This is a genomic window from Nocardioides sp. AE5 (assembly GCF_031844485.1).
Classification (GTDB): Bacteria; Actinomycetota; Actinomycetes; order Propionibacteriales; family Nocardioidaceae; genus Nocardioides.
This window is the reverse complement of the sequence record NZ_JAUZVI010000001.1, coordinates 1-26,432: the sequence shown is the minus strand read 5'-3', so window position 1 is coordinate 26,432 and position 26,432 is coordinate 1. Positions and strand designations below refer to the sequence as shown.

Annotated in this window: 26 protein-coding genes; 11 read left to right on the top strand and 15 right to left on the bottom strand. The window is 70.1% G+C overall.

The window, feature by feature from the left end; genetic code table 11:
- Positions 1-56: 56 nt before the first annotated feature.
- Both Q9R27_RS00130 and Q9R27_RS00125 read left to right on the top strand, forming a co-directional pair.
- Positions 57-761: a DedA family protein gene (locus tag Q9R27_RS00130; RefSeq protein ID WP_311250290.1), complete on the top strand. Its 705-nt coding sequence runs from the start codon at positions 57-59 to the stop codon at positions 759-761.
- A complete protein-coding gene (locus tag Q9R27_RS00125) occupies positions 761-1,441 on the top strand; it encodes a DedA family protein (RefSeq protein WP_311250289.1) in 681 nt (226 codons plus the stop codon). The genes Q9R27_RS00130 and Q9R27_RS00125 overlap by 1 nt, the downstream gene beginning before the upstream one ends.
- A 15-nt stretch (positions 1,442-1,456) precedes the next feature.
- Here Q9R27_RS00125 and Q9R27_RS00120 read toward each other — a convergent pair whose 3' ends face one another.
- Positions 1,457-2,134, bottom strand: coding sequence for a class E sortase (locus tag Q9R27_RS00120; RefSeq protein WP_311250288.1), 678 nt, complete (start codon positions 2,132-2,134; stop codon positions 1,457-1,459).
- Between the two features lie 33 nt (positions 2,135-2,167).
- Here Q9R27_RS00120 and Q9R27_RS00115 point away from each other — a divergent pair, with 33 nt between their 5' ends.
- A complete protein-coding gene (locus Q9R27_RS00115) occupies positions 2,168-3,346 on the top strand; it encodes a pyridoxal phosphate-dependent aminotransferase (protein WP_311250287.1) in 1,179 nt (392 codons plus the stop codon).
- Here Q9R27_RS00115 and Q9R27_RS00110 read toward each other — a convergent pair.
- The 9 genes from Q9R27_RS00110 to dnaK form a co-directional block, all read right to left on the bottom strand.
- A complete protein-coding gene (locus Q9R27_RS00110) occupies positions 3,323-4,435 on the bottom strand; it encodes a hypothetical protein (RefSeq protein WP_311250286.1) in 1,113 nt (370 codons plus the stop codon). The genes Q9R27_RS00115 and Q9R27_RS00110 overlap by 24 nt on opposite strands.
- A gap of 34 nt (positions 4,436-4,469) precedes the next feature.
- Complete coding sequence (gene clpB / locus Q9R27_RS00105) at positions 4,470-7,064, bottom strand: ATP-dependent chaperone ClpB (RefSeq protein ID WP_311250285.1); 2,595 nt, start codon at positions 7,062-7,064, stop codon at positions 4,470-4,472.
- Between the two features lie 117 nt (positions 7,065-7,181).
- Entirely contained in the window at positions 7,182-8,045 is an 864-nt protein-coding gene (locus tag Q9R27_RS00100; protein ID WP_311250284.1) for an Abi-alpha family protein, read from the bottom strand.
- 16 nt (positions 8,046-8,061) lie between these two features.
- Complete coding sequence (locus tag Q9R27_RS00095) at positions 8,062-9,387, bottom strand: hypothetical protein (RefSeq protein WP_311250283.1); 1,326 nt, start codon at positions 9,385-9,387, stop codon at positions 8,062-8,064.
- On the bottom strand, positions 9,384-10,043 hold the full coding sequence (locus Q9R27_RS00090) for a TetR family transcriptional regulator (RefSeq protein ID WP_311250282.1): 660 nt from the start codon (positions 10,041-10,043) through the stop codon (positions 9,384-9,386). Before Q9R27_RS00090 ends, Q9R27_RS00095 begins: the two co-directional genes overlap by 4 nt.
- Positions 10,044-10,102: 59 nt before the next feature.
- Positions 10,103-10,525 carry a heat shock protein transcriptional repressor HspR gene (locus Q9R27_RS00085; RefSeq protein WP_311250281.1) on the bottom strand — a complete coding sequence of 141 codons (423 nt, stop codon included), beginning with the start codon at positions 10,523-10,525 and terminating at the stop codon, positions 10,103-10,105.
- Positions 10,526-10,527: 2 nt separating this feature from the next.
- Positions 10,528-11,652: a molecular chaperone DnaJ gene (gene dnaJ, locus Q9R27_RS00080; protein ID WP_311250280.1), complete on the bottom strand. Its 1,125-nt coding sequence runs from the start codon at positions 11,650-11,652 to the stop codon at positions 10,528-10,530.
- Positions 11,653-11,686: 34 nt separating this feature from the next.
- Complete coding sequence (gene grpE / locus Q9R27_RS00075; protein ID WP_311250279.1) at positions 11,687-12,286, bottom strand: nucleotide exchange factor GrpE; 600 nt, start codon at positions 12,284-12,286, stop codon at positions 11,687-11,689.
- On the bottom strand, positions 12,283-14,136 hold the full coding sequence (dnaK, locus tag Q9R27_RS00070) for a molecular chaperone DnaK (RefSeq protein WP_311250278.1): 1,854 nt from the start codon (positions 14,134-14,136) through the stop codon (positions 12,283-12,285). Before dnaK ends, grpE begins: the two co-directional genes overlap by 4 nt.
- 170 nt (positions 14,137-14,306) lie before the next feature.
- On the opposite strand from dnaK, the gene Q9R27_RS00065 reads away from it, so the two are divergent.
- The 4 genes from Q9R27_RS00065 to Q9R27_RS00050 are packed head-to-tail and all read left to right on the top strand — an operon-like array spanning position 14,307 to position 18,657.
- Positions 14,307-15,518, top strand: a complete 1,212-nt coding sequence (locus Q9R27_RS00065) for an AAA family ATPase (RefSeq protein ID WP_311250277.1) — start codon at positions 14,307-14,309, stop codon at positions 15,516-15,518.
- 1 nt (position 15,519) lies between these two features.
- On the top strand, positions 15,520-16,566 hold the full coding sequence (locus Q9R27_RS00060; protein ID WP_311250276.1) for a tetratricopeptide repeat protein: 1,047 nt from the start codon (positions 15,520-15,522) through the stop codon (positions 16,564-16,566).
- Complete coding sequence (locus Q9R27_RS00055; protein ID WP_311250275.1) at positions 16,559-17,605, top strand: tetratricopeptide repeat protein; 1,047 nt, start codon at positions 16,559-16,561, stop codon at positions 17,603-17,605. Before Q9R27_RS00060 ends, Q9R27_RS00055 begins: the two co-directional genes overlap by 8 nt.
- Positions 17,602-18,657, top strand: a complete 1,056-nt coding sequence (locus Q9R27_RS00050; RefSeq protein ID WP_311250274.1) for a tetratricopeptide repeat protein — start codon at positions 17,602-17,604, stop codon at positions 18,655-18,657. The genes Q9R27_RS00055 and Q9R27_RS00050 overlap by 4 nt, the downstream gene beginning before the upstream one ends.
- On the opposite strand, the gene Q9R27_RS00045 is transcribed toward Q9R27_RS00050, so the two are convergent.
- Positions 18,620-19,981, bottom strand: coding sequence for an ATP-binding protein (locus tag Q9R27_RS00045; RefSeq protein WP_311250273.1), 1,362 nt, complete (start codon positions 19,979-19,981; stop codon positions 18,620-18,622). The genes Q9R27_RS00050 and Q9R27_RS00045 overlap by 38 nt on opposite strands.
- A 3-nt stretch (positions 19,982-19,984) precedes the next feature.
- Positions 19,985-20,593 (bottom strand): response regulator transcription factor, encoded by a 609-nt coding sequence (locus tag Q9R27_RS00040; protein ID WP_311250272.1) that lies wholly within the window; start codon positions 20,591-20,593, stop codon positions 19,985-19,987.
- Between the two features lie 101 nt (positions 20,594-20,694).
- On the opposite strand from Q9R27_RS00040, the gene Q9R27_RS00035 reads away from it, so the two are divergent.
- The 4 genes from Q9R27_RS00035 to Q9R27_RS00020 all read left to right on the top strand — a co-directional run bounded on the left by Q9R27_RS00035 (position 20,695) and on the right by Q9R27_RS00020 (position 25,167).
- Entirely contained in the window at positions 20,695-21,747 is a 1,053-nt protein-coding gene (locus Q9R27_RS00035) for an iron ABC transporter substrate-binding protein (RefSeq protein WP_311250271.1), read from the top strand.
- Positions 21,748-21,860: 113 nt separating this feature from the next.
- Complete coding sequence (locus Q9R27_RS00030) at positions 21,861-23,279, top strand: iron ABC transporter permease (RefSeq protein WP_311250270.1); 1,419 nt, start codon at positions 21,861-21,863, stop codon at positions 23,277-23,279.
- Positions 23,276-24,307, top strand: coding sequence for an ABC transporter ATP-binding protein (locus tag Q9R27_RS00025; RefSeq protein ID WP_311250269.1), 1,032 nt, complete (start codon positions 23,276-23,278; stop codon positions 24,305-24,307). Before Q9R27_RS00030 ends, Q9R27_RS00025 begins: the two co-directional genes overlap by 4 nt.
- 20 nt (positions 24,308-24,327) lie before the next feature.
- The gene (locus Q9R27_RS00020) at positions 24,328-25,167 is read left to right on the top strand and encodes an aldo/keto reductase (RefSeq protein ID WP_311250268.1); all 840 of its coding nucleotides are present in this window, start codon (positions 24,328-24,330) and stop codon (positions 25,165-25,167) included.
- A gap of 15 nt (positions 25,168-25,182) precedes the next feature.
- On the opposite strand, the gene Q9R27_RS00015 is transcribed toward Q9R27_RS00020, so the two are convergent.
- Genes Q9R27_RS00015 through Q9R27_RS00005 form a run of 3 tightly spaced genes read right to left on the bottom strand, consistent with a single transcriptional unit; the run spans position 25,183 to position 26,318 of the window.
- Positions 25,183-25,512 (bottom strand): hypothetical protein, encoded by a 330-nt coding sequence (locus Q9R27_RS00015; protein WP_311250267.1) that lies wholly within the window; start codon positions 25,510-25,512, stop codon positions 25,183-25,185.
- A 9-nt stretch (positions 25,513-25,521) separates the two neighbouring features.
- Entirely contained in the window at positions 25,522-25,881 is a 360-nt protein-coding gene (crcB, locus tag Q9R27_RS00010; protein WP_311250266.1) for a fluoride efflux transporter CrcB, read from the bottom strand.
- Positions 25,878-26,318 (bottom strand): CrcB family protein, encoded by a 441-nt coding sequence (locus Q9R27_RS00005; protein WP_311250265.1) that lies wholly within the window; start codon positions 26,316-26,318, stop codon positions 25,878-25,880. The genes crcB and Q9R27_RS00005 overlap by 4 nt, the downstream gene beginning before the upstream one ends.
- Positions 26,319-26,432: the final 114 nt, after the last annotated feature.

The window sequence follows — 26,432 nt, the reverse complement described above, 5'->3', positions numbered from 1 at the left end:
GTGAGCCTATGACGTCGGCTGCGCGTGTTGCGGGGCGGGCGGATACCGTGGTCCCCGTGATCCTCGAGCCCCTCCTCTTCGGCATCGACTGGATGGATCTGGAGTGGTGGCTCGACATCTTCGGCCCGGCGCTCTTCTGGATCAGTCTGGTCGTGGTCTTCGTCGAGTGCGGGCTGCTCTTCCCGTTCCTGCCAGGCGACACGCTGCTGTTCAGCCTGGGCCTCTTCGTTGCCACCGGGCAGATCGAGATCTTCGACGCCTCCGGGCTCGCCCAGCTGGGCGTGGCGATCCTGTTGCTGATCATCGCCGCGTTCGCCGGCAATGCCGTCGGCTACGAGATCGGGCGCAAGGTCGGCCCGCCGCTCTATCAGCGCAACGGCCGGATCATCAAGCGCAAGCATTTCGAGCAGACCTCCGACTTCTTCGACCGCCACGGCAACGCTGCGCTGGTGCTGGGCCGGTTCGTGGCCTTCGTGCGGACCTTCATCACCGTGGTCGCCGGGGCCACCGGCATGGCGCGCCGCCGCTTCTGGCTGTGGAGCTTCGTCGGCGCGGTGGGCTGGGTCACCAGCATCACCTCGATGGGCTATTTCCTCGGCCGACGCTTCGAGTCGCTCGGCGACAACATCGACTACGCGATGATGCTGATCCTGCTCGTCTTCGCGATCCCGCTCTTCCTCGAATGGCGCCGCTCCCGCCGTGAGGACCGCGCCGCGTCCACCGAGGCGCCAACCCCGACTCCTGCCGAAGGCGAGACCTGATGTCCCCGACCACCCTCTCCTCCCTGGCTGCCGGCGAGGTGCACCCCGCTGAGGGGTACGACGGCTTCATCGGTTGGGTGATCGGCCTGATGGAGTCGATGGGCGAGCTCGGCGTCGGGATCGCAATCTTCATCGAGACCTTCTTCCCCCCGATCCCCTCAGAGGCGGTCCTGCCGGGCGCCGGGTTCCTGGCCTACGAGGGCCGGATGAACTTCGCCCTCGCCTGGGCCGCTGCCACCCTGGGCGGCCTGGTCGGCGCCTGGGCCTGGTACGGCGTCGGCGCCGCGATCGGCCGGGACCGCACCCGGGCACTGATCGGCGCGATTCCGCTGATGAAGCACGAGGACTTCGACAAGTCCGAGGAGTTCTTCCAGCGTTACGGCGTGATGGCGGTGCTGCTGGGACGCTGCGTCCCCCTGGTCCGTTCCTTCATCTCCCTGCCGGCCGGCGTGGAGCGGATGCCGCTGGGCACCTTCACCACCTACACCGTGATCGGCACCGGCGTGTGGAACGGGATCTGGATCGGGCTCGGCTATGGGTTCGGCCCGGCGATCAAGCCCGTCCTGGAACGCTGGAGCGGGATCCTGTCCTACCTGGTGGTGGCCGTGATCCTGGCGCTCTTCGTCTGGTTCGTCGTGGTCCGGCTCCGGGAGCGGGCCCGGGAGTCGGACAGCGCCTGAGCCTGCCCGGCGTGCTCAGGTGCGGGGCTGCTCCCCGATCAGTTCCCCGAAGGCGACCAACCGGTTGTCGGTGTGGAAGAGCTCCGAGCAGGTGGTCAGCGTGATCAGTTTCTGGCCCGGTTCCTGGACTGGCTGGACGCCGCCGGCCTGCGGGTTGGTGGGCACGTCGGCCAGCACCCACCCGGCCGTGAACGGGACTTCCAGGTCGTTGCCGCCGGTGGTCAACTGATAGGTGTACGTCGCCTCGCGGGTCTCGATGATGATCTCGTCGCCGACCTTCAGCGAGGGCATGTTGCGCAGCGGCTCCCCGTGGGTCACCCGGTGCGCGGCGAGCGCGAAGTTGCCGACCTCGCCGGGCTCGGCGCTGTCGCTGAAGTGGCCATAGCCCGAGGAGAGCGCGGTGTCCCCGACACCTGCCAGCACCGGCACCACGTAGTCGTCACCGAACCTCGGGATCCGGACCAGGGCCAGCACCTCGCCCTCGGGGACATGGACCCGGGTCGCCCGCTCGGTGGGCCCGATCTCCTTGTTCCACTCCTGCTCGACCTGGTCGACGATCCGATCGTGGGTGCGTTGCGAGACCCAGTTGGTGCCCCAGAACTGCCAGGCGACCCAGCCGAGCACGGCCAAGCCCGCGACGACGAGCCCCAGCCCCGTCCACCAGATGGCCCTGCGGCGATCGAAGCGACCCATGCGGCAATCCTGCCACAGCATAGGGTCGGCCCCATGGCAGCGCCCACCGACCGACAGGCCCGTCGACTCGACGGGATCCCTCCCACGATCTTCACCCGGATGTCCGCGCTCGCGATGCGCACCGGGGCGATCAACCTGGGCCAGGGCTTCCCGGACCAGGACGGGCCGGCCTCGGTCATCGAACGGGCCGCGCAGGCCCTGCACCAGGGCGCGAACCAGTATGCGCCCGGCTCCGGCATCCTGGAGCTGCGCGAGGCGATCGCCGCTCACCAGCACGCCCACTACGGGATCGAACTGGATCCGCGCCATGAGGTGGTGGTGACCACCGGCGCCACCGAGGCGATCGCGGCCGCGATCCTGGGCCTGGTCGACCCCGGCGACGAGGTGGTCGTCCTCGAGCCCTGGTATGACTCCTACCCCGCGATGATCGCCTTCGCCGGCGGCGTACGACGGGCGGTCACCCTGCGCGGGCCCGACTTCCGGCTCGACACCGACGAGTTGCGGGCCGCGATCACCGGCCGGACCAAGCTGTTGCTCATCAACTCCCCGCACAACCCGACCGGCACCGTGCTGGACCGGGCCGAGTTGCAGGCGATCGCCGACGTGGCGATCGAGCACGACCTGGTGGTGGTCACCGACGAGGTCTATGAGCACCTCACCTTCGACGACGCCGTACACGTGCCGCTGGCGACCCTGCCCGGGATGCGGGAGCGGACCCTGACCCTGTCCAGCGCGGGGAAGATGTTCTCCTTGACCGGCTGGAAGATCGGCTGGGCCACCGGGCCGCGGGACCTGACCGCGGCCCTGATGGGCGCCAAGCAGTGGCTCTCGTTCTGCTCCGGCAGCGCCTTCCAGCCCGCGATCGCGCACGCCCTGAGGCATGAGTCCGGCTTCTACGCCCGCCTGCGCGAGGAACTGCGGGGCAACCGTGACCTGCTCTGCGCGGGACTGGCGGAACTCGGGATGGACGTGCGGGTGCCCGAGGGCACCTACTTCGTGTGCACCGACGTGGCCGGACTCGGGTGGCAGGACTCCGCCGAGTTCTGCCAGGCATTGCCCGAGCGCGCCGGCGTGGTGGCGATCCCGGCGCAGGGGTTCTATGACGACCAGGTCGAGGGGCGGCACAAGGTCCGGTGGGCGTTCTGCAAGGACACCGAGGTGATCGCCGAGGGGCTCTCCCGGCTCTCCTCAGCGGACCTTGCGCGCGGCTGAGCGCTCCCGGAACCAGGCCGCGACCGGCTTCACCGACAACGCATAGATCGTGTAGGCGGCAGCCGCGCCGAAGACCAGGACCATCGGAGCGGAGAGTGCCATCAGCAGGCAGAGCAGGCCAGCACAGGCGGCCGAGCAGATCAGCAGCACCCGCGCCCAGTTGTGGCCCATCATGGTGAAGATCGCCAGCCCCATCGCTCCCAGCGCCCACAAGCCGAAGAGGATCGCCATCACGATCGAGGCGACGCGCACGTCGTGCGCACTGAGCCCGGCCTCGGCGAGCATCGGCTCGGACTCGACCATCTCGCGCACCGCGTCGGGCCAGGTGGCGAAGCCGATCACCGCGACCAGGCAGCCGACCAGCACGATGCTGCTGGTGAGCCAGGTGGCCAGGCAGGCGCGCAGCACGTCGCCGGGTCGCGGCGCCGGTTGGGCGGCGTACGGGTACGGGCCGGGGTACGCCGGCGCCGGACCGGCCTCGGCAGCGGGACGCTCCGGGTCGGCAACCGCACCGCTGGGGGTGCCGAAGCCGCTGTAGGGCCGTGGCTCGTCGCTGGTCCCGCCGGTGATCGGTGGCGTGGGCGGGACATCCGGGGCCTCCCTGCGCGGGGGCTCCTGCCGGGGCGGGGGCGGCGTACGGCGCTCCGGTGGCGTCGGCGCGATGCCGTTGAACCAGTCCCGGGCCGGCCTGGTCCACAGCAGCGCGGCGCAGACCGCCACCATCGGCGAGAGCAGGTCGCCGGTGACCATCCCGGCAATGACCAGCGGGAAGACCACCACACTGAGCGCGATCCGGGCCTGGTGGTGGCGCTGCAGCACGAAGATCCCCAGGATCGCGGCCGCCGCGCCGCAGGCCCCACTGACCAGCGCCGAGACGTGCATGACCTCCAGCGCCTGCTCCAGGGTGATCCCGGTGCTCTTCAACGGGTCCCGGGACAGGGTCTCGCTCAGCCGCTCACGGTTCTCGATCGAGCGCAGGTTGGCGACCACCGAGAAGGCGTTGAAGACGACGAAGACGGAGCCGACGATGGCCACCCAGCCGGACAGGGTCACCTGGGGTGGGCGAGGCAACTTCTTCGCATCACTCATGCGCGCAAGTCTCTCAGCCCACCCCAGCCGCGCCTCAGGCGGTGGCCACATCCAGGTCGTCACCGGCTTCGTTGAGGGTGATGGCCACGGCACCCCCGTCGACGACCTCGCCACCGATGAGCAACTTCGCCAGCCGGTCACCGATCGCGGTCTGGACCAGCCGGCGCAACGGACGGGCGCCGTACGCCGGGTCGTACCCCTTCTCGGCCAGCCATGCCCGGGCTTCGTCGGAGACGTTGATCGCGATCCGGCGGACCGCGAGCCGCTTCTCCAGCTGGGCCAGTTGCAGGTCGACGATGTGGGCCAGTGCCTCCTTCGAGAGCGCCTCGAACATCACGATCTCGTCGAGCCGGTTGAGGAACTCCGGCTTGAAGTGGCTCCGGACCACGCCCATCACGGAGTCGTGCTTCACGCCCGGTTCCAGCAGCGGGTCGACCAGGAAGGTGGAGCCCAGGTTGCTGGTCAGGATCAACAGGGTGTTGCGGAAGTCCACGGTGCGGCCCTGCCCGTCGGTCAGTCGACCGTCGTCGAGGACCTGCAACAGAATGTCGAAGACCTCCGGGTGCGCCTTCTCCACCTCATCGAGCAGCACCACGCTGTAGGGACGGCGACGGACTGCCTCGGTCAACTGGCCGCCCTCGTCATAGCCGACGTAACCAGGAGGGGCACCGACCAGGCGGGCCACCGAGTGCTTCTCGGCGTACTCGCTCATGTCGATGCGGACCATGGCGCGCTCGTCGTCGAAGAGGAAGTCGGCCAGCGACTTGGCCAGCTCGGTCTTCCCGGTCCCGGTGGGGCCGAGGAAGAGGAAGGAGCCGGTGGGCCGGTTGGGGTCGGCGACCCCGGCACGCGAACGGCGTACGGCGTCACTCACCGCGTTGACCGCGGCCTCCTGGCCGATCAGCCGCTGGCCGATCTCGGCCTCCATTTCGAGCAGGCGCGAGGTCTCCCCCTGCAGCATCCGCCCGGTCGGGATCCCGGTCCACGCCTCGACCACGTCGGCGATCTGCTCGGGCCCGACCTGTTCGCCGACCAGCGGCTCGACCTCGGCCTGCTCGGCGGCGACCGACTCGGTCAGCTTCCGCTCGAGGTCGGGGATCTGGCCGTAGAGGATCTCGCTGGCCTCGTCGAGCTTGCCCTCGCGCATCAGCTTGTCGGCCTGCACCTTGACCGCGTCGATGCGGCGGCGCAGCTCGCCCTCGCCCTCGAGCGAGGACTTCTCGGCCTCCCAGCGTGCCTCCAGCGCGCGGAGTTCCTCGGTCTGGTCGGCGAGCTCGGCGCGGAGCTTGTCGAGGCGTTCCTTGCTGGCCTCGTCGCTCTCCTTGGCGAGCGCGAACTCCTCCATCTTGAGCCGGTCCACCGAGCGGCGCAGCTGGTCGATCTCCTCCGGGGAGGACTCGCGCTCCATCCGCAGCCGGCTCGACGCCTCGTCGATCAGGTCGATCGCCTTGTCGGGAAGTTGGCGCCCGGTGATGTAGCGGTCGCTGAGCGTCGCGGCGGCGACCAGGGCGGCGTCGGTGATCCGGACCCCGTGGTGGGCCTCGTACTTCTCCTGGATGCCGCGCAGGATCCCGATGGTGTCCTCGACGCTGGGTTCGCCGACGAAGACCTGCTGGAAGCGGCGCTCCAGGGCCGGGTCCTTCTCGATGTTCTCGCGGTATTCGTCCAGCGTGGTGGCGCCGATCATGTGCAGCTCGCCGCGGGCCAGCATCGGCTTGAGCATGTTGCCGGCGTCCATCGCGCCCTCGCCGCCGGCGCCAGCACCGACGACGGTGTGCAACTCGTCGATGAAGGTGACCACCTGGCCGCCGGCGTCCTTGATCTCCTCCAGGACGGCCTTGAGTCGTTCCTCGAACTCGCCGCGATACTTGGCCCCGGCGACCATCGCGGCCAGGTCGAGGCTGAGCACCCGGCGGCCCTTGAGCGAGTCGGGCACGTCGCCGGCGACGACCCGCTGGGCCAGACCCTCGACGACGGCGGTCTTGCCGACGCCGGGCTCGCCGATCAGGACCGGGTTGTTCTTGGTGCGGCGGCTGAGCACCTGGACCACGCGGCGGATCTCGGCGTCGCGCCCGATCACCGGGTCCAGGCGGCCTTCCTCGGCCGCCTTGGTCAGGTCGACGGAGTACTTCTCCAGCGACTCGTACGTCGACTCGGCGTCCTGGCTGGTGACGCGGCGGTTGCCGCGGATCGCGATCAGCCCCTCGCGCAGCCCGGGCTCGCTGAGCCCGGCATCGGTGAGGACGGTGCGGGCGCTGCTCTCCACTCCGGCCAAGCTGATCAGCAGGTGTTCGGTGGCGACGTAGTCGTCCTTCATCCCGGTGGCGAGGTCCATAGCGCCGGCGAGGACGCGGGTCAGCGCGGCCGACGCTCCGGGCTGCTGCACCGTGGCGCCGCTGGCACTGGGCAGCCGGCCAAGGCTCGCCTCGGCCGAGGCGGTCAGGGTGGCGGCATCGACGCCCGCCTTGGTGACCAGGTTGCGGGCGGTGCCCTCGGCGTCGCGCAGCAGCGCGACCAGCAGGTGGATCGGCTCGGTCTGGGTGTGGCCACTGGTGGTGGCGAGCAATTGGGCAGCCTCGATCGCCTCGCGGCTGCGGGTGGTGAACTTGTCGGCGCCGAACTGGCTCATGGGCAGGGCCCCCTTCGCGTGCGGATGACGGCACCCAGTGTGTCGTCACTCATCTCAACGCGCGAGAAGTTGAGTCCATTCCACTCAACTTTGACTTTTCCTGCCTCCGGGAACCCGTCAGTCCAGGTCCTGGGGCGCGTTGTGCTCGGGATGCTCTGCGGTGGCCTCGTCCTCGTCGAGCAGGCAGGTGCGGCAGAAGTCCTCGCCGAACGGGGTCAGGTGGATCGAACGGCGCACCATCTTGGGGAACCGCACCGAGTGCATGGCCTCGAGCACGTCCGGTTGGGCCTCGACCACCTGATATTCCAGCGGGTCCTTCAACTGCTCCTTCGAGTACCAGATCAGCCCGAGGCGGAAGAGGTTGTTCAGGTAGGACGGCACCTGATCGACATAGCGCAGTCCCGCCCGCGGGCCGATCATGTTCAGACCAGCGGCGACCAGGTCAGAGCTGACCATGCCCACCGGGCCACCCGTGCGGACGTCGACGGTGGCCTGTGGGCCACTGCGCATGAGCAGCAGCAGGATCCGGCCCTCGTCAGGGGCCAGTTCGGTCAGGATCCGTCCGTACGCCGGGTGCGCACTGGATTCGTTCCACACGTCGCGGCTGCGCTGCAGCAGTTCTGCGCCCTGCTTGCGCAGGTCAACTGCCTTCTCCGGCGCCTCCCGGGCCGGGCGCTGCGCGGAGGCGGCGAGCGGATTGGAGCGGCGCAACGGCTGCGACTCGGCCTCCCGGCTGCCCTCCGCCGTGCCGTTGTCGGCTGCCTTCATCGCCACGCTGGCCACGCCGTTGACCAAGACCCGTGCGGCAGTGGCGACGTCGGAGGCGAACTCGACCGCCTGCTCCGGGGAGGAGGCGGCACGGACGAGCCGGCGGCCGAGGCCAAAGCCGGTGGAGACCGCCCATCCGGTGGTGTGCCAGGCGGCTCCGGCGGCGAGCCGGGCCAGCGAGGCCTCGTTCTCCGGCTGGCGTTCCAGGCTCATCGGTTCCGCTCCTTCATCAGTGCACCCCGGCCGCGACGAAGATCGCCCAGTGCAGGAGACCGCCGCCGAACCCCATGATCGCGCCATGGGCATAGAGCATCCACTCGTCCTCCTTGATCGCGGCCCGCATCATCTCGACGAAGTCGCGCGGCGGGAGTTCCTTGGTCCGCTTGCCGACCAGTTCCCGGATCTTGTCGGACTGCTGGCGGGAGAACTCCGGATCCTTGAACGGAGTGATCGTCCGGCCCACCGCCTCGTTGGCGAAGGCGTCGGTGACCGCGGCGTACTCCTTCTTGCCCATGGCGACCTTGACCGCGCCGCGCAGTGGACCGGCGGCCTTGTCGATCGCGGGCGCCATCGCAGTGGCCAGCATCTGGCGGGTTCGGTCCCCGCGCGGGCCGTCGAGGAGGAAGTCGCCGATGTTCTCCAGGGTGATCACCTCGTCGGCGATGATCTGGGCATAGACCTCGGCGGCCTCGGACTGGCGGCGGGGGAAGAGGCCCTGGAAGGTGATGCCGAACTTCTTCTGCTTCTCCGGCGGCTCGAAGATCAGCCACATGCCGAGCGCGTTGGTGACCCAGCCGACCAGGATGCCGAGGAACGGCAGGGTCCACCACGGGCTGCCGAAGGCGTGGTCGACGAAGGCGACCGGGATGCCGAGCAGGAACCCGAAGATGAAGCCGAAGTTCACCATCATCCGCAGTTCCTTCTTGCCGAAGTCGCGGAAGATCCGGACCACCAGGGAAGGGTCGCGGGAGAACTGGTCGATCACCATGATCTTGGGGTCGAGCAGCTGGTCGATGTGGATCCCGATCTCGGTGGTGATCCGCCGCACGATGCCGGGCAACTGGGCCTGGACGCGGTCATAGACGGCTTGCTTCCCGAAGGGAGGTACGTCGCGCCACAACTGCGGGTTCTCGCGCCACATCACCTCGTCGACCAGGTCGGGGATGTCCGGCTCGAAGACGGCGACGATGTGCTCGGCGATCTTCTCCGGCTCCAGTTGCTGGTAGAACTCCGCCGGCGTGCCCAGCTTGGCGATCGCCTTGTCCACGGCGATGGAGCCCATCTTCGCGGCCCGCGCCGGGACGATGCCCTGCCAGCCGATCCCGCCCTGGAGGAACCCGGGGACCTCCTGCACCTTGCGGGGCGCGATCCGGCTCAGTTCGGCCATGCCAGGCACCTTGAAGCCGTGGAAGTGGACCGGGCTGAAGAGCATGATCAGGCCGGTCCAGTTGATCAGCCAGCCGACGACGGCGGTGAAGACCGGGATCGTCAGGAATGCGAGCCAGTTGACGTCGCTGAAGTAGGACTCGATGCCGCCCACGATCGAATCGATCACTTGCCCGACCCTTCCTTGACTCCCACGCCACCCGGTCCGTCACTGCGTACGTCGACGTGCATGGCCATGGTGACCATCGCGTCCACGACTGCTGAACGATCCAGATCCGTCGGAGTCACAACCAGGCCGAGCACGAGCCGCACCATCAGGTCCGCGACCACCGTGGCGGCTGCCCGGTCGCCCTCGGGCCAGCGCAGCATGACCATCTCCACCAACCGGTCACGCACGGGCAGCAGGATCGCCTCCGAACGGACCGTGAGCAGCGCGACCAGGCTCTGGTCGGAGCCGTTGCGGGCATCGTTGACGATCCGGGCGAGCAAGGCATGGCCCGCGGTCTCCTCCACCATCCAGTCGAGCGCGATGCGCACCGATTCCGAGAAGCGGTCGGCAGAACGGAACCGCGCCTCCATCTCCACCAGGAACTTGTCCAGTTCCCGGGCAAAGACGGCCTCACCGAGCTGATCCTTGGTGCCGAACTCGTTGTAGATCGTCTGGCGGGAGATGCCGACATCGTCGGCCACGTCCGCGATCCGGACCTGCGCCCAGGGCAACTCGATCGCCCGTGCCCACGCCGCGTCAAGGATCGAGGTGCGCATCATGGCCTGCACCTTGTCCCGGAACGCCCGACCAGATCCGGCCGGTTGGCGATCATTCATGGGCCGAACTTTACACAGGACAAAATCGGTAAAACCGGTCTACAGCCGTCGGCGTCCGGTCAGCGTCCGCGACGCCACACCACGACCTCGCCCTCACTGCGTGCCCGGAGCGCAGGCAACCGGGGCGCGGTCGCATTGGCCGGGCCGCTCCGGGTGACCGCGAGCAGCTCCCGCATCGCCGTGCGCACGTCCTCCAGTTCGGCAACGAGGTCCGCGTTGCGGGCGCGCAGTGCCTCGACCTGGTTCTCCAGGTCGAGGATGCGGCGCACCCCTTCGATGCCGATGCCGTGCGAGGTCAGCTCGGCGATCACCCGGAGCAGTTCGACATCCCGGGGCGAATAGCGACGACCGCCACCACCGGTGCGGCCCGGGGAGATCAGGCCCATCCGCTCATAGGTGCGCAGCGTCTGCGGGTGCAGTCCCGCCAGTTCCGCCGCCACGCTGATCACGTAGACGCCGGCGCTCGGATCCGGGGTGACCATGCTCAGGACTCCGTGAAGAGATTGCTGCGCAGTGCCTTGCCGCTCATGGCCTCACGATAGGCCTCGACGGCCTCGCGGGCAGCCGGTTCCAGCACCGCAGGGACCTGGACTTCGATGGTCACCAGCAGGTCGGCGTTGGTGCCGTCCTTGCGCTTGGCACCACGGCCCCGCACGCGGAAGGTCCGGCCGTTCGGCGTGCCGGCCGGGATCTTGAGGGTCACCGGTGCACCACCGAGCGTGGGCACCTTGATGTCGGCCCCCAGCGCGGCCTCGTCGAAGGAGACCGGCAGGTCCAGGGTGAGGTTGTCGCCCTTGCGACCGAAGATGCGGTGCGCGGTGACCTTGACCGTGACATAGAGATCGCCGTTGGGACCGCCGTTCTCGCCGCTGCCGCCCTTGCCGCGCAGCCGGATCCGCTGGCCGTCCTTGACCCCGGCCGGGATCCGGGCCTGGATGGTGCGCGCCGAGTTGCCCCGGCCAGAGCCGAAGCAGGTCGGGCACGCCTCGTCGTACACGAGCTGGCGCCCGCCACACGAGGGGCAGGTCTCGTTGAGGGTGAACGCACCGCCGGAGGTCGCCGCGACCATGCCGGCGCCCTCGCAGACCGGGCAGATGTGTGGCTTGGTGCCGGGCTTGCCGCCGGTGCCCGAGCAGGTCGCGCACGGCGAGTCCGAGGTCAGCCGCAGGCTGATCGTGACCCCGTCCATCGCGTCGGTGAAGCTGATCGTGGCCGAGCTCTCCACGTCCGGGCCGCGCTTGGGGCGTGCGGCCCGCTGGCGGCCTCCACCGAAGAGGTCGCCGAACATGTCGCTGAAGCCGCCACCCCCGCCGCCGGCACGGTCGCGGAAGAGGTCGCCCATGTCGAAGCCGCCACCGCCGAAGCCACCCATCGGGGCGCTGCGGATCTGGTCGTACTCCTTGCGCTTCTCGGCGTCGCCGATCACGTCGTACGCCTCGGCGACCGCCTTGAACTTCTCGTGCTTGGCGTTGTCGCCCGGGTTGGAGTCGGGATGGTTGGCGCGCGCATGGCGCCGGTAGGCCTTCTTGATCTCGTCAGCACTGGCGTCCTTCGAGACCCCGAGCTCCGCGTAGTAGTCCTTGGTCGCCCAATCAGCCTTGCCGCTCATGCGCGCGCCTCCCTTCTTCTCATCCGTGTTTCGTTCAGGCCTCGGGTGCGGATGCTTCCGTCGCCGGGTCCACCACGAGGACCTGGGCTGCCCGGACCACTCGCTCGCCGATCCGGTAGCCGCCCTTGGCCACGACCTTGATCGTGGTCACCTCCACGTCGGGGTCCTCACCCATGTGGGAGAGGGCGTCGTGGAGGTTCGGGTCGAACGGCTCACCGGGCTCGCCGAAGCGAATCAGGCCCTGGCTGGCGACGGCGTTCTTCAACTGATCCGCCACCGCCCGGAGGCCGTCCTCGAGCGGACCGTGCTCACGTGCGCGGTCGATCGTGTCCAGGACCTCGATGATCGGGGTGAGCACCTTGTACGTCGTGTTCTCGACCTGGACCGGGCGGTCCCGCTCGACACGGCGCTTGTAGTTCAGGTACTCCGCCTGCACCCGCTGGAGGTCGAGCTTGAGCTCATCGCGCTCCATCCGGGCGACGGTGAGCTCGTCGGCCTCGGCGCTCGCCTCGGCGGCCTGCTCCCCCTCCGGGGAGGAGGACGCTGCCTGCTCGACCGCGTCCTCCTCACCCGTGGCGGGCTCGGTGCCGTGCTCCGGCTCCTCCGGCGTCGGCCCCTGCGGGGTATCGGTCACTTGGACTCACCCTCGCCGGGCTCCTCGTCGATGATCTCGGCGTCGACGACGTCCTCGTCCGCCTCACCGGTGGCGCCGGTGGCACCGCCGGCTGCCGCCGAGTCCGCCTCGGCAGCGGCGTACATCGCGGCACCCATCTTCTGGCTCGACTCACCGAGCTTGGTGATGCCGGCCTGGAGCTCCTCGGCAGAGGCTTCCTCGTTCTCGAGCAGCGCCTTGAGCGCCTCGACGTCGGCGGTGACCTCGGTCTTGACCTCCTCGGGGATCTTGTCGCCGTTCTCGGTGAGGAACTTCTCGGTGGTGTAGACGAGCCCGTCCGCCTGGTTGCGGGCCTCGACGGCCTCCTTGCGCTTGCGGTCCTCGTCGGCGTACTGCTCGGCCTCCTTGACCATCCGGTCGATCTCGTCCTTGCCGAGTGCCGAACCACCGGAGATGGTCATCGACTGCTCACGGCCGGACGCGTGGTCCTTGGCCGAGACGTGGACGATGCCGTTGGCGTCGATGTCGAAGGTGACCTCGATCTTCGGCACGCCGCGGGGGGCCGGCGGGAGGCCGGTCAGCTCGAAGTTGCCCAGCGGCTGGTTCTGCGCCCACATCTGGCGCTCGCCCTGGGCCACCTTGATCTCCACCGACGGCTGGTTGTCGTCGGCGGTGGTGAAGATCTCCGAACGCTTGGTCGGGATGGTGGTGTTCCGCTCGATCAGGGTGGTCATCACGCCGCCCTTGGTCTCGATGCCCAGACTGAGCGGGGTGACGTCGAGGAGCAGCACGTCCTTGACCTCGCCCTTGAGCACACCGGCCTGGAGCGCGGCGCCGAGGGCGACGACCTCGTCCGGGTTGACGCCCTTGTTGGGCTCCTTGCCGCCGAGCAACTCCTTGACCGCGTCGACGACCGCCGGCATCCGGGTGGAGCCACCGACGAGGACCACGTGGTCGATCGCGGAGATGGCCACGCCGCCGTCCTTGAGCACGGACTGGAACGGAGTCTTGGTCCGCTCGAGCAGGTCCGCGGTGAGCTTCTGGAACTCGCTGCGGGTCAGCTTCTCCTCGAAGTGGAGCGGGCCGGACTCGCCGTGGGTGATGTAGGGCAGGTGGATCTGGGTCTCGCTCGAGGAGGAGAGTTCGATCTTCGCCTTCTCGGCGGCCTCCTGGAGGCGCTGCTTGGCGATCTTGTCGGCAGCGAGGTCGACGCCGTTGTTGGCCTTGAACTTGTCGACCATCCACTCGACGATCCGGTTGTCCCAGTCGTCACCACCGAGGTTGTTGTCACCGGAGGTGGCCTTCACCTCGACGACGCCCTCACCGATCTCGAGCAGGGAGACGTCGAAGGTGCCGCCACCGAGGTCGAAGACCAGGATGGTCTGGTCGTCGCCCTTGTCGAGGCCGTAGGCCAGGGCGGCCGCGGTCGGCTCGTTGACGATCCGGCTCACGTTCAGGCCCGCGATCTCGCCGGCCTCCTTGGTGGCCTGGCGCTGGGCGTCGGAGAAGTAGGCGGGGACGGTGATCACCGCGTCGGTGACCGGCTCGCCCAGGTAGGCCTCGGCATCGCGCTTGAGCTTCTGCAGCACGAAGGCGGAGATCTGCTGCGGGGTGAAGTCCTTCTCGTCGATCTTCTGCTTCCAGTCGGTGCCCATGTGGCGCTTGACCGAGCGGATCGTGCGGTCGACGTTGGTGACGGCCTGGCGCTTGGCGACCTCGCCGACCAGCACCTCGCCGGACTTGGCGAAGGCGACCACCGACGGGGTGGTGCGTGCGCCTTCTGCGTTTGCAATGACGGTGGGTTCGCCACCCTCGAGTACGGCGACGACGGAGTTGGTCGTGCCGAGGTCGATTCCGACCGCTCGTGCCATGGGAGTACCTCCGGTGTTGTTTCGTGGTCCCGGGTGGCCCCGGGGAGTCCTGATGACGCCATCCTGCGTCGCTGCAGGAAGTTTGACAAATAACTTGAGTCGGATCAACTCAATTTCAATCACTGGGTACAACTCAAGGAGGGCGCGGCGTATTCCGGTAGCCTCGGCGCGTGGAGAATCCCCTCATCGACAGCCTGGCCAGCGCCGTCCGGGCAGCCCCCGAGGACGTGCCGCTGCGCCTGCACCTGGCCGGGCTGCTCATCGACGCCGGCCGCGGCACCGAGGCCGTGGTCCACCTCGGCGTCGCCCTGGGCCAGCAGCCGGACTCGGAGCAGGCCCGCGAACTGATGGCCCGTGCCCTCCAGCCCCCGCAGGAGCCTGCAACACCCGGCGCACCTGCCCCGGGCGGCTTCGACTGGGGCTCGGCCGAGGAGCAACTGGGCGATGCGGTGCCGCCGATGTTCGTCGACGGCAGCGAGGACTCCGGTGCGCCCCTCCCCCCGGCGTACGACGTGGAGCGCCACGACCTGCGCCTGGCCGACGTCGGCGGCCTGACCGAGGTGAAGAAGCGACTCCACGCCGGTTTCCTGGCTCCGTTGCAGAACGAGGAACTGCGCAAGCTCTACGGCAAGTCGCTGCGCGGCGGGCTGTTGCTCTATGGCCCTCCCGGCTGCGGCAAGACCTTCCTGGCCAAGGCCGTTGCGGGCGAACTGGGCGCCGCATTCCTGCACGTCTCGCTGGCCGACGTGCTGGACATGTACATCGGCAACTCCGAGCGCAACATCAAGGAACTCTTCGCCACCGCGCGCACCTCGGCACCGTGCGTGCTCTTCTTCGACGAACTCGACGCGATCGGCCAGCGGCGTTCCCAGGTGCGCAACTCCGGGATGCGCGGCACCGTGAACCAGTTGCTGGAGGAGCTGGACGGCGTCGGCGCGGAGAACGACGGCGTCTTCGTCCTGGCCGCCACCAACCACCCGTGGGACGTCGACCCGGCGCTGCGCCGTCCGGGGCGCCTGGACCGGACCCTGCTGGTGCTGCCGCCGGATCAGGAGGCACGCGAGGCGATCTTCCGCACCCACCTGCGCACCCGCCCGGTGGAGAAGATCGACGTACGCCGCCTGGCGAAGGCCACCGACGGCTACAGCGGCGCCGACATCGCCCACATCTGCGAGTCCGCCGCGGAGATCGCGCTGATGGATTCGGTGGAGACCGGCCAGGTGCGGATGATCGGGATGGCCGATCTGGAGGCCGCGCTGCGCGACGTACGCCCGTCGATCGGGCCGTGGCTGGAGACCGCCCGCAACGTGGCGCTCTATGCCAACGAATCCGGGGAGTACGACGAACTGGCCAGGTTCCTGCGCAAGCGACGCCGGGGCTGACGTGGCCGACCCGGGCACTGTCGAGGACGCGCTGGGGAAGGTCGAGGCGCTGGTCGCAGTGAACCGGCTCCGGCAGGCCGAGACGCTGGCCCGGGCCCTGGTCGCGCAGGCGCCCGACCTGGCCAACACGCACTCTGCGTTGACCGGCGTCCTGGCCAGGATGGGCCGCCACGAGGAGTCGCTGGCCCCGGCCCGGGAGACACTGCGGCTGGATCCCCTCAACGCGGGCCATCACCTGCGGCTGGGCAACGCCCTCGTCGAGACGGGCCAGCCGGTCGAGGCGCTGGAGCACGCCCGCGAAGCCGTCGGGCTCGCGCCCCACGAGTGGATGTGCCACCACATGGTCGCGCAGACGATCGTGGTGGGTGGACTCACCGACCTGCGGGCCGAGGCGTTCCGGGCCCTGGCCGAAGCCCGGCGGCTCGCTCCGCACCAGGCAACCATCCTGACCCTGCTGGGCGTGACCCACGCCCAGGGCGGCGACCGCGACGCTGCCCGGACCGCCTATCGACAGGCCCTCGAACTGGAACCGGGCAACGCCACCGTCCTGCACAACCTGGCCACGCTCGACATGAGCCAGGGCAACTTCGTGCGCGGCGCCGACGGCCTGCTGTCGGCGGCGGCGATCGATCCCACCAACCCCCTCCAGCGAGAGAACCTGCAGATCGTCCGGGCCAGGCTGGGTGCCGGCTTCACGGCACTGTGGGTGCTCGCGGGGGTGGTGCTCGGCGCCATGCTCGTCCTCGACACCGCCGGATCCGCCCGGGTCGTGACCGGGCTCGTCTGGGGAGTGGCCACCCTCGTGCTCACCGGCCTGGCGTGGCGGTCCCTGCCACGCCGGGCACGTCGGGGTCCGCGGCGGATGGCCGACGCCCTGGAACGCAGCGAGAAGATCCTCCTCGCCGCCCAGGCAGTCCCGGTGCTCGGCGTGGCCACGATGGCCATCTCCCCGCGGATGGCAGCGATCGTCGCGGGCGGCGTCGTCCTGGCCTACCTGGTCATCATCACCGGCGCCATCCTGATCTACGGCGGCGACGAGGATGACTGACCTCGACCGGGCCGAGCACCTGCTCGACCTGGGGCGCGCGGCCGAGGCCGAGCAGGCAGCCCGCACCGTCCTCGCCAGCCAGCCGGGCCATGCCGCCGCCCTGCACCTGATCGGGCGAGCGCTCCACCTGCAGGAACGCAATCAGGAGGCCGAGGCCGCCCTGCGCTCGGCACTCGCCGTCGACCCCGATGCCGCGGTGGTGATGATCTCGCTGAGCGAGGTGCTCTTCACGCTGCGTCGCGCGGCGGAGGCGACCGCCGTGGCCCGGCGCGCGGTGGACCTGGAGCCGCACTGGTGGGTGGCCCATTACCAGCTGGCACGTTGCCTGGTCGCCGGCAACCGGGAGGAGCGGCGCAGTGCCCACCTGGTCGCCCGGGAGAGCGTCCGGCTGGCCCCGCACAGCGCCGATGCCCACAACCTGCACGGGATGGCCCTCGACGAGGCCGGGCAGCGCCGCAAGGCCCGGGCGGCCTATCACCGGGCCACCGAACTGGACCCGGAGCACGGGCCGGCGCTGAACAACCTGGCCGTGCTCGACAACTCGGTGTGGCGCGTCGGTCGCGCCACGCGCTCGCTGCGCCAGGCCCTGGCCATCGACCCGTCCGACCCGACCTTCCGGGCCAACCTGGGCATCCTGGTCGCCCAACTGGCCTACCGGCTGCTGCTGGTGATGGCCGCGTGTGGCCTGGTCGTCGGCATCCTGATCCTCGCCGGGACCGCACCGGTGTGGCGCGCCCTGGTCGGCACGGCGCTGCTGGTGCTGGTCACGGTCGTGGCCCGCAGCACCTGGCGCACCCTTCCTGCTGGCCTCCGAGCGACCCCGCGGAGCCTGCTGAGCCAGGTCGGCTGGCGCGGTTCGATCCTCGTCGTGGCACTGGCACCGCTGGGCGTGCTGCTCTGCCTGATGGCCTTCGCGCCGCTCGAGGTGGCCCGCGGCGCCGGGGCTGCGCTCGTGGTCGTCGTACGGATGCTCGCCATCATCGGTATCGTCTCGCTCGTGGTGCGCGGGCTGACCCGCAGCGGAGGGCAGGGACGATGAACGACCGCGAGGAGCTGGAGCGGATCCGGCACCTGCTCGATTTCGGGCGGCATGCCGAGGCCGAGGAGCGCGCCCGTGCGCTGGTTGCCGACGATCCCGGCAACGTGGAGGCGCTGCTGCTCCTGGCCACCGCCCTGTCCCACCTCGACCGGGCCGAGGAGGCGCTGACCACGGCCCGGGCCGCCCTGGCGCTGGCCCCCGAGGAGACCGAGGCGATGCTCGGCGTCTGTGAGGCGCTGGCCCAGTTGCGGCGCGGCGAAGAGGCACTGCCGATCGCCGAGCGCGCGATCGCGGGCGACCCCCACGACTGGCGCACCTACTTCGTGCACGCCCAGGCGCTGACCACGGTGCGGATGCCACGGATCCGGGAGGCACTGGAGTCACTGGACCGCGCCATCATGCTCAACCCGCACGCCGCCGAACTCCATGCGTACGCCGGGTTGTTGCTGGAGGCACTGGGCCTGCGCGACCAGGCCCGGTCCGCGCACCAGCGGGCACTCGCCATCGACCCACAGAACACGACCGCGCTGGCCGGCATGTCGGGCCTGGACGGCACGTTGATGCGCCCCGGTGCGTCGGCGGGCCCGATCCGCTCGGCCTTGGACACCGACGCCAGCGACGAGTTCGTCCACGGCCGGTTGGACGCACTGGTGTTGCGGCTGGTCCTGCGGGTGGTGCTGGCCCTCGCCGGCGCGATGATGATCGTCGGCCTGATGGTCAACGCCCAGGCGTCATGGTCGCTGCGCGCCCTGACCGGTGGACTGGCACTGGCCGGGTGCGCCTGGCTGGTCCGCTCCTCCCTGGACCACCTCCCGGCCGGGATGGCGCGCTCGGGCGGGGGCCTGTGGTCGGCGCTGAAGGGCGGACCGAAAGTGTTGGTGGTCCTGGGTGCCGCGATGGCGGGGTGCCTGGCGGTGATGGCGTTCGGGCCGCTGGGCGCTGGCGGTGACGTCGGCCTGCTCTTCGTGCGCGGCATCCAGGTCGCGCTGCTGGTCGGGATCGTTGTCGGCGTACTCAGTGCGGTGGTGTCGCTGGGTCGCCGGGGCGACTGACTCGGCGTACGACGCCCCATCGGCCACGCCGGCTGCCGGGGTCGCGCGGCAGGACGACCCGGATCGCGGTGCCTTCACCGGGCGCGGTCTCGACCGTGACCGAGCCGCCGCGCGACTGCGCCGCGAGGGCCATCAGCCGGAGCCCGAAATGTCCGTCGGGCACCGCATCCGGGTCGAATCCGGGCCCGTCGTCGACCACCAGTGCGGTCACCTCGCTGGCCAGGTCGTGGACTTCCACCCGCACCGTCGCCCCCGGGGCGTGCCGGGCCACGTTGCGCAGGGCTTCCTTGATGATCCGGTGGGCGACCTCGACCTCCGGGCGGCCCGATGCCACGGACTCCGCGACCTCGATGCGCACCCCGTCGATCCCCAGTTCGTCGCACCAGTCGGTGATCGCCGCGGCCAGGGGTTGGTCGCCCCGGGGTGGCGCGTACGGCCCGTCGAGGAGGTCGCGCAGCAGCGCGATGTCGTCGCCGACGATGGCCTCCACCTGGTCGACGACGGCTCGGGTCGGTGCGGGCAGCGGATGCCGGCGCAGCGTGCCCAGCATCAACGCGGCCCCGGCCAGGTCCTGGAGGGCGCGGTCATGGATCTGCTCGGCCATCCGCTGGTGCTCGGCGGCTGCCGCGTTCAGGGCCTGCTGGGCGATCGCCCGCCGTTCGCGCTCCACGGCGGCCACCCGCCGCGAGAGGGAGAGGGAGAGCGGCAGGGTCGCCAGGCCGAGCAGGAGCACCCCTCCGAGCGCCAGCGGGAGCCAGTCACGCAGCAGGGCGTTGCGAATCCGGGCGGGGTCCGCAACGGGCTTGTAGACCTCGAGGAGGTAGCCGTTCCCGCCCTGGTCCGCGAAGCCGACGTAGGCCTCGAAGAGCTCGGGTGGAAGGTCACGGTCCGGATAGGAATCGGTCGTCACCTCGTGCACCTCGGAGCCGTCGGTGCCGAAGAGGAGCAGTTCCGAGTCCAGCACCCGCACGGTGTCGATCTCCTCGGCCCGGGTGGACCAGATGATCCGGCCCGAGTCGTTGCCCTCGGGGGCCCACACCTTGACCTGGAGGAGCTCGCCGGACTCCACCCGGGGTAGCAGCGCGGCGTCGAGGTCGTGGCGCCACTCGTCCTCGTCCAGGTCGCGCGAGCGGAGCGGCGCGGAGAGTTCCAGGCCGATGGTGCGCACCTGCATCTCGGTGGCGATCCGGGCATCCTTGGTCGCCACCCGGTCCCCTTGCCAGACGAGCAGCAACGAGACCACCGCCATCACCAGCAGCAGCGCCAGCACGTGGCGCAACAGGGCCCAGCGCAGGTGGCCCACCCCGCCGCCCGGAGCAAACACTGCTCAGCTCCCGTCGAGCGAGATCAGGCCGGCCCGGTGTGCAGCCAGGACGGCACCGAGCTGGTTCGGCGCGTCCAGCTTCACCAGCAGGTTCTTCACGTGGTCACGGACGGTGTGGACGCTGATCCGCATCGACTTCGCGATCCCGCGTACGTCGTGGCCAGCGGCGAGCAGGTTGACCACCTCGAGTTCGCGCGGGCTCAGCAAGGGTGGTTCGAGGACGTCGGGCCAGCCCACCGGGTTGCGGAGCGCATCGATCAACTCGTCCAGCCCGCTGCCCTTGGCCAGCAACCCCTCCGCCCCCGCCTCACGGGCCCGGGCCACGACGTCCGCGCGTGGGTGGGCGGTGAGCACCAGCACCCGGGGCCGCGGCGCGTGCGTGGCCAGTTCCTCGACCAGGTCCAGGCCGGTGCCGTCGCCCAGGCGTACGTCGACCAGCACCAGGTCCCACTCGCTGGCGCCAACCGCGGTGCGGGCGTCGGCCAGGCTGCCGACGACCTCGATGTGGCTGAATCCGGGGTCCGCGTCGAGCACGAAGGCGAGGGACTCCGCGAAGACCGCGTGGTCGTCGACGACCAGGACGCGGGCGCCCGGGGGCGCGGCATTGAGCACGGCGTACTTCCTTCTCCGGACCCCCTCAATTTGGGGATCGCCGCCACCAGACAGCCAGTTTTAGGGTAGCCACACCTTATCTGATCGACCCCGAGGAACACATGCGCTTCACGACCCTGCGCCGCATCGGCATCGCCACCGTTGCCGCCGGCCTCTTCACCACCACGCTCGCCGCCTGCGGCGAGGACGCCGCACCGGCCGGGAAGGAAGGGGGCATCGAGCGCAGCGCGGACGAGACCCTGGTCCTCTACTCCGGCCGCAACGAGGAACTCGTCGGTCCGCTCATCGAGCAGTTCACCCAGGAGACCGGCATCGAGGTCGACGTCCGTTATGCCGGCACGACCGAGCAGGCGGCGCTGCTCCTGGAGGAGGGCGCCAACTCGCCCGCCGACGTCTTCCTCTCCCAGGACGCCGGGGCGCTGGGCCTGCTCAGCGACGCCGGCATGCTGGTCGACCTGCCCGAGGAGATCACCGGCGCGGTGATGGGCGACTACTCCTCCCAGGACGGCTCGTGGGTGGGCCTGACCGCCCGCGCCCGCGTCATCGCCTACAACGGCGACAAGTACGACGAGTCCGAGGTCCCTGACAACGTCGCGGCCCTGACCGGCCCGGAGTGGAAGGGCAAGGTGGCCTTCCCGCCCGGCAACGCCTCCTTCCAGTCGTTCGTGACCGGCTTCCGCGTCGCCGAGGGTGACGACGCTGCTGCGGCCTGGCTCAAGGGCATGGTGGACAACGACTTCCAGAGCTTCGAGAAGAACGGTGACGTGCTCACCGCCGTGGACGAGGGCGCTGTCGACCTCGGCCTGATCAACCACTACTACCTCTACGCACTGATCGCCGAGGTCGGCGAGGAGAACGTGAAGGCGAAGCTCAAGTTCCCCAAGGCCGGCGACCCGGGCGCCCTGGTCAACGTGACCGGCGCCGCCGTCCTGTCCACCCACCCGGACGCGATCGCCCTGGTCAAGTTCCTGGTCAGCAAGACCGGCCAGGAATACTTCGTCAACGAGACCCACGAATACCCGGTGGTCGAGGGCATCAACCCGCCGGCCGACCTGCCCGCGCTGGCTGATTTGAAGGGCCCGCTGGAGGACCTCTCCGACCTGGACGACCTCGAGAAGTCGATCCAGATGATCCAGGATGCGGGGATGAGCTGACCACAGCACCCGCCTCGCACCGCCGACCCCCGGGAGTCCTGCTCGCAGGAGCCCTCCTGGGGGTCGGCTGCGCGCTGCTGCCCTTCGTCTTCCTCCTCATCCGGGCCTCGGGCGTGGACCGCGACTCCGTCCTCGGATCGGTGGCCCGCGGGCAGATGCTCGACTGGACGCTCAACAGCGTCGTGCTGGTCACCGCGGTCGGCGGCAGTTGCCTGGTGCTCGGCACGGCGACGGCCTGGCTGCTGACCTGCACCACCCTCCCCGGCCGGGGACTCTGGCTGGTCGCGGCCGCGATGCCGCTGGCCGTCCCGTCGTACGTCGCGGCGTACGGCTGGATGACGACGTTCCCGCTCTTCCACGGCTTCTGGCCGAGCTGGATGGTGCTCACCGCGGTCTGCACGCCCTACGTCACCCTGCCGACCGTGGCCGCGATGCGCCGCGCCGACATGACCCTGGTCGAGATCGCCCGGGTCTCGGGGCGGCGCCCGGCAACGGCGTGGCTGGTCGGGCTGGGGCCACAGGTGGCGCCGGCCGCGGCGGCCGGCACCCTGCTCGCGGCGCTCTATGCGCTCTCCGACTTCGGTGCGGTCGCGCTGCTGCGCTTCCAGGTGCTCCCGTATGCGATCCACCGGCAGTACAACTCATTCCTGGGCCGCGACCGCGCCGCGGTGCTCGCGTTGATCCTGGTCGTCGGCGCACTCCTCCTGGTCCTGGCCGAACGGCGTACCCGCGGCAACAGCGACCGCTGGAGCGTCTCCCGGGGTGCGGCACGGCCGGTCTCCCCGATCCGGATCGGCGCCTGGGCCGGGCCGGCGACGGCAGTGGTGGCACTGCCCGTCATGGTCGGAGTCGTGTTGCCCGTCATCGCCCTGTTCCGCAGGATGCTGCTCGGCACCCGACGCCCCCTGGACTGGGCCGACCTCGCCTCCGCCGTGCAGACCACCGCAGCCGTCTCCCTGATGGGCGGCGCCCTGGCGCTGGTGATGGCCTCCTTCATCGGGGTCCTGGCTGCCCGGTTCCACGGTCGCCTGGTCGGCGTGGTCGAGACGTTGTCGTTCTCCTCGCACGCGCTGCCGGGGATCGTGGTCGGCCTGGCCCTGGTCTACTTCTCGATGCGCGCCGTGCCCGGCCTCTACCAGAGCATCTGGGTGCTGGTCTTCGCCTACGCCGTGCTCTTCATGCCCAAGGCGATCGGCGCCGTACGGACCGCGGTGGCCGCGGTACCGCCCACCCTGGGCCAAGTCGCAGCGACGCTGGGCCGCAATCCCGTGCAGTCCGGCCTGCTCACCGCCCGGTTGGCGGCGCCGGGTGTGATGGCCGGCTTCCTGCTGGTCGTGGTGACGGTGATGAAGGAACTCCCGGCCACCCTGATGCTCCGCCCCACCGGCATGGAGACGCTGGCCACCGAGATCTGGGACCGCACCTCGAGCATCGCCCACGGTTCGGCCGCGCCGTACGCCCTGGCCCTGGTCCTGCTGGCCTCCGTGCCCGCCTTCTTCCTGTCCCGACGATCCACCTGGGGTGAACGATGAGCAGTGTCGAGATCCGGGGAGCCTGCTTCGGCTACGGCTCCAGCGAGGTGCTCACCGACCTCGACCTGGACGTCGCCAGCGGCGAACTGGTCTCGTTGATCGGACCCAGTGGCTGCGGCAAGACGACGCTGCTGCGGCTCCTTGCCGGGTTCGAACGTCCCCGCGCCGGGACGATCGCACTCGGCGGACGGATCGTCGCCGACCGGGCCACGTTCACCGCACCGCACCGCCGCCGGGTCGCGATCGTGCCCCAGGAGGGTGCTCTCTTCCCGCACCTCGACGTCGCCGCCAACATCGGCTACGGCCTGCCGCGGCGCTCGCCGGACCGGGCAGCACGGGTCGAGGAACTGCTCGACCTGGTCGACCTGGACGGGCTCGGGAACCGCTACCCACGCCAGCTCTCCGGCGGCCAGCAGCAGCGGGTCGCCCTGGCCCGGGCACTCGCACCCCGACCCGACGTCGTACTCCTCGACGAACCGTTCGCTGCACTCGATGCCGACACCCGCCGGGTGGTACGCCGTGCCGTCGTCGAGGTCCTGCTCGCCGAGCGCGCCACGGGAGTCCTGGTCACGCATGACCGCGACGAAGCGCTCTCCCTGGCCACCCGGACCGCGGTGATGATCGACGGCAGGGTCGTCCAGGCCGGTGCACCGGACGAGGTCTATGCCTGCCCGGTCGACGCACGCGTGGCGCGCCTGCTCGGCGAGGCCACCCTGGTGCCGGTGGCCCGCGCCGGCGACGGGATCGTCGAGTGCGCGCTGGGGCGCCTCGAGGTCGCCGACGACGCACCCCTCGGTGGCGGGAGTGGCCTGCAGGTGCTGGTGCGCCCGGAGCAGTTGCGGCTGGCGGATGACGGCGTACCGGCGCGCGTGGTGACCAGCGACTTCCACGGCGCCACCAGCCGGGTCGGGGTCGAGCTCGCCGACGGCACGCGACTGGTCATGGAGACGCCCGGGGCGGTGCAGCCGCGGGTCGGCGAAGCGGTCACCGTCTCGACGACGGGAGCGGTGCACGTGCTTGCCGGATGAGGTCGTGGTTGGCTGTGCCCATGACAGTTCCCGCGCTCCCCCTCAACGACGGCCGCACCATCCCCCAGCTCGGGCTGGGTGTCTTCCAGGTGCCGCCCGAGCAGACCGCCGAGGTCGTCGGCACGGCGCTCGAGGTCGGCTATCGCCACATCGACACGGCGCAGATGTATGGCAACGAGAAGGGTGTCGGCGACGCGATTGCCTCCTCGGGCATCGCCCGGGACGAGCTCTTCGTGACCACGAAGCTCAACAACTCCAACCACCGGCCCGACGACGTACGCCGTTCCTTCGACGAGTCGCTGGAGGAGCTCGGCCTCGACCACGTGGACCTCTTCCTGATCCACTGGCCGATGCCGGAGGCGTACGACGGCGACTACGTCTCGACCTGGCAGGCGGTGGCCGAGCTGACCCGCGACGGCCGCGCGAAGTCGGTCGGGGTCTCCAACTTCGAGCCGGACCACCTGGAGCGGATCATCAGCGAGACCGGGGTGGTCCCGGCGGTCAACCAGATCGAGGTGCACCCCCGCTTCGGCAACGAGGCGGCCCGTACGGCGTCGCTGGAGCGGGGCATCCTGGTGGAGGGCTGGTCGCCGATCGGGCGGGCCCGGGTGCTCGACGACCCGGTGATCACCACCATCGCCGAGCGGATCGGGCGTACGCCGGCCCAGGTCACCCTGCGCTGGCACATCGAGCGTGGCGACATCGTCTTCCCCAAGACGATGCACCGTGCCCGGATGGAGGAGAACTTCGGCCTCTTCGACTTCACCCTGTCGCCGGAGGACGTGCTGGCCATCTCTGCACTCGACCAGGGCGCCGAGGGCCGCTTGGGGCCGCACCCCAACAACCTCAACCGCTGGTGAGGTGACGGCGGACCCTCAGTTGCAGGGTCCGCCGATGATCCCGAAGGCGCGCACGGCGTGCACCACGGAGACCAGGACCAGTGCGATGCCGAGGACGGCGTGCCACGGGCGCACGGATCGGTCATCAGGGTTGCGTGGACGCACGGCGTACCAGCCCAGCAACGCGCCTCCCACCAGGCAGATGACCGCGACCCCGAGGGCGAAGACGTCGAAATGGCTGCAGCTGGTCACCTCACCGTTGACCGTGCTCGAGGAACTGGCGCTCAGGCTGATGAAGAAGGCCAGCACGGCCAGGATCGGCAGCACCTTGGCCTTGGTGTCGAGGGAACCCAGCAGATCGCGCATGCAGTGGGACTACCCGGAGCCGGTGATCGCGAAACCGAGGAACGCGGCGCCCACGCCGCCGGCGACGCTGGCCACCAGGTAGGCCAGGGCGCCGATGCGGGCCCGGACCTGTGCCAGTTCGAGGGTCTCCCAGGCGAACGTCGAGTACGTCGTCAGGGCGCCGCAGAACCCGGTGCCGACCAGCGCCAGGGCCTGCACGGATGCGTCGCCGAGTCCGAGCAACGCACCCAGGACCAGGCTCCCTGCGATGTTGACCGTGAAGGTGCCCAACGGCACGTCCACCAGGCGACCCCGGCGCAGCGCCCGGTCGACCAGGTAGCGCAGCGGTGCGCCGACAGCGGCACCGACAGCCACCAGGAGCCAGGTCATCGGGGCCCTCCCCCGGCGTGTGGCACGGCGCGGGGGCGGCGTGCGCGTCGGACCGCCGTGGCGGCCGTCCAGACGGCAAGCAGTGCCAGCACCGGGGTGAGCACCAGATAGGCCACGGCACTCGCGGCATGTCCGCCCGAGAAGAGTCGCTCGACCTCGACCGCGTAGGCGGAGAAGGTCGTGAAGCCGCCGAGGAACCCGGTGGCCAGGAACGGCTTCGCCAGCGGATGCGCCGGTCGTTCGGGTGCCCGCTCCAGGACGAGGACCAGGACGATGCCGGTCAGCGCGCAGCCGATCACGTTGACGAGGGTGGTCGTCCACGGGAAGTCCCCGCCACCAGTCGGCCAAAGGGTGGCGGCCCCATGGCGGGCCAGCGCACCGAGGGCACCGCCGAGCGCAACGGCACCCAGCACGGTTCCGGAGCGCGGTGAAGGCACGCCCGGCACCCTACTCCGGGCCTGAGGTCAGGCTGCTGGGTTGTTGATGATGTCGGGGAAGCGGATCCGGATCATGGTGGGCGCGATGGAGCGGCGGATGAGGGCGCGGGCTTC

Coding starts and splice junctions, on each gene's coding strand:
- Q9R27_RS00100 (WP_311250284.1), bottom strand. CDS start 8,045: ATGAGCCTGGAACGCCAGCCGGAGAACGAGGCCTCGCTGGCCCGGCTC.
- Q9R27_RS00115 (WP_311250287.1), top strand. CDS start 2,168: ATGGCAGCGCCCACCGACCGACAGGCCCGTCGACTCGACGGGATCCCT.
- Q9R27_RS00035 (WP_311250271.1), top strand. CDS start 20,695: ATGCGCTTCACGACCCTGCGCCGCATCGGCATCGCCACCGTTGCCGCC.
- clpB (WP_311250285.1), bottom strand. CDS start 7,064: ATGAGCCAGTTCGGCGCCGACAAGTTCACCACCCGCAGCCGCGAGGCG.
- crcB (WP_311250266.1), bottom strand. CDS start 25,881: ATGACCTGGCTCCTGGTGGCTGTCGGTGCCGCTGTCGGCGCACCGCTG.
- Q9R27_RS00025 (WP_311250269.1), top strand. CDS start 23,276: ATGAGCAGTGTCGAGATCCGGGGAGCCTGCTTCGGCTACGGCTCCAGC.
- Q9R27_RS00120 (WP_311250288.1), bottom strand. CDS start 2,134: ATGGGTCGCTTCGATCGCCGCAGGGCCATCTGGTGGACGGGGCTGGGG.
- Q9R27_RS00055 (WP_311250275.1), top strand. CDS start 16,559: ATGACTGACCTCGACCGGGCCGAGCACCTGCTCGACCTGGGGCGCGCG.
- Q9R27_RS00090 (WP_311250282.1), bottom strand. CDS start 10,043: ATGAATGATCGCCAACCGGCCGGATCTGGTCGGGCGTTCCGGGACAAG.
- Q9R27_RS00125 (WP_311250289.1), top strand. CDS start 761: ATGTCCCCGACCACCCTCTCCTCCCTGGCTGCCGGCGAGGTGCACCCC.
- Q9R27_RS00015 (WP_311250267.1), bottom strand. CDS start 25,512: ATGCGCGATCTGCTGGGTTCCCTCGACACCAAGGCCAAGGTGCTGCCG.
- Q9R27_RS00085 (WP_311250281.1), bottom strand. CDS start 10,525: ATGGTCACCCCGGATCCGAGCGCCGGCGTCTACGTGATCAGCGTGGCG.
- dnaJ (WP_311250280.1), bottom strand. CDS start 11,652: ATGAGCGGCAAGGCTGATTGGGCGACCAAGGACTACTACGCGGAGCTC.
- Q9R27_RS00020 (WP_311250268.1), top strand. CDS start 24,328: ATGACAGTTCCCGCGCTCCCCCTCAACGACGGCCGCACCATCCCCCAG.
- dnaK (WP_311250278.1), bottom strand. CDS start 14,136: ATGGCACGAGCGGTCGGAATCGACCTCGGCACGACCAACTCCGTCGTC.
- Q9R27_RS00110 (WP_311250286.1), bottom strand. CDS start 4,435: ATGAGTGATGCGAAGAAGTTGCCTCGCCCACCCCAGGTGACCCTGTCC.
- Q9R27_RS00050 (WP_311250274.1), top strand. CDS start 17,602: ATGAACGACCGCGAGGAGCTGGAGCGGATCCGGCACCTGCTCGATTTC.